1 protein-coding gene is annotated in these 2,176 nt (G+C 37.8%); it reads left to right on the forward strand.

What is annotated here, in order from left to right; genetic code table 11:
- Positions 1-329: 329 nt before the first annotated feature.
- The coding region (locus CLW00_RS21155; protein ID WP_146131482.1) for a PKD domain-containing protein at positions 330-2,176 on the forward strand (1,847 nt) is incomplete at its 3' end.

Here is a 2,176-nt window from a genome sequence, read left to right on the forward strand (position 1 = left end):
AGCGCAGGGCTGAGGTAGTGAAGGATTACCTGATCAACAGGGGAATTGAGGCCTCGAGGATGGAGTATGAGTGGTTTGGCAAGAACATGCCTGTCCATGACTGCGGCACGGTTCCATGCACAGAAGCGATGCACCAACTCAACAGAAGGACGGAGCTGAAACTTGGGAAATGACGATTTTATAAAAAAGAGAGAATGCTTTTAATAGCTGATTTTACATTAAAGTTGAAAGTATAAGATCGAAAAATAGACCTACTGGATCAGGGGTTATTTCATATACGACACTAGACTTTTATCTAGTAATCGAACTTGATTTTAAATTATATCTATATGAATAATTATGTTTTTATTGTTTGGGTAAAAAAAGCGTTAATTTTTGCTTTTGTCTTTTTGTTTTTCAGTAAAGTCTTCGCGGATTGTACCATTAATACCGATTTAAATCAAACTGAATTTATTGATTTTTTAAATAGTAATGAAGCGACTTGTAATGGGACGGTTATTATTCCAGCTGGAATAAAAATCACTCTTAATTCAACCATTACAGTTCCAAATCATATAAATCAATTAATTATTGAAGATGGAGGGCAAATTTTATGGGCTTCCAATAATGTGAATCTAATTTTACCTCAAAATACAGCTTTAGTAATTGAAAACACGTCAGATGTTGGCACTCAAACCGGAGCGATTGGATCCACAACAAATACTTGCTCTAATAATCGGAGGATAATTATTGGGGGAATTCAATATTCTGCGTGTTCTGGACAGGGTAATGTTTGTTTAGTTTTTGGAGATTTAATTGAATCAGGAGGTACTCCTAAAATTGAAATTGATGTTGTCACAATAGGTATAGATGGAAATGAGGTTTGTGTTGGCACGACCCTTCTTGGTGCTGAAATCTCTGGACTTCCTGATGGTGTTGAGCCTACTAATTATTCTTGGACACAGGAATCAGGCCCAGGGACAATTATTTTTGATAGTCCAAATACAGAAGGAACTGAAATTACAGCTCTTACTCCGGGCATATACACTATTAGATTGACAGTTACTGTTCCATTAGGACCTGAGGGAACAGATTGTTTTGACACAGAGGTCACCGTATTTTCTAATGTAGTACTAAATTTCTTAGCTTCACCGGTTGCTGATTTTACATTTTTAGATCCTGGATGTGACTTAATGGTAAATTTTGACGCATCATCTTCAATTGACGTTGGTGATAATGGTAATCTTTTGTACGAATGGGATTTTAGCTATGACGGGGCTACATTTAATACCGAAGGATCGGGACAAACGATACAAAACACTTTCCCTACTAGTGGTAATTATAACGTAGCTCTTAAAGTTACTGATCCTGACGTACCAATCGATTGTCAGGAAGATATTAAAGAATTTGAAGTTGTCATATTAGCAGTGCCGGCAGCTCCACAAAGTAATGGTGATATTACCGAGTGTGCGACAGATCCACTTCAGACTTTGAATGCAAATGATGCTATTTCAGCTGTTTCAGGGATTACATATAGATGGTATGATTCAATAGAAGGTTTAATAGAAGTTATACCAACATTGAATTCAATCGGTTCTGTTACATTCTATGCAGAAGCTGTATCTGCAGATGGCTGTGTTTCAATGGAAAGAACTCCAGTGACCTTAGAATTAGTACTTGCTCAGGGGAGCATAATTTCTGAAAGCACAGCTTGTGAGCCAGGTGGCGATACATACGTGATTACAGCAACTATTGAAGCAGCAGGGACTTTGACTGCTATTGGCACAGGTGCACCTGGTACTTTTTTTGATAATGCTAACGGAACATTGACTTGGTCGTCAGAACCAGTAGCAATAGGAACAGATTATGATGTTTCGTTTGAAGATGATGGGGTGTGTGATTCTATTAACATTTCGGGTACCTCTCCTGTTTGTTGTGTAAGTGAGATCGTATGCCCAGAGCCATTAGTCTATCAGGTATTACCATGTTCGGATTTCACTGAAGAGTTAGGTGAGCTACCTACACATGAAGAAGTAGATTTTAGATTATCAACTACCCAAGGGCGAATAACAGTTTTTTATTCGATTCCAAGAGGATTTGCCGTTCAGAATTCTTCGTATGAAGAGTTTTCCAATTCAGTAAACAATGGGTCATTCACTTCAAATTGTGCTATCGAGTCGGTTACTTTTGAATTTCT

The organism is Mongoliibacter ruber (assembly GCF_003003005.1).
GTDB lineage: Bacteria > Bacteroidota > Bacteroidia > Cytophagales > Cyclobacteriaceae > Mongoliibacter > Mongoliibacter ruber.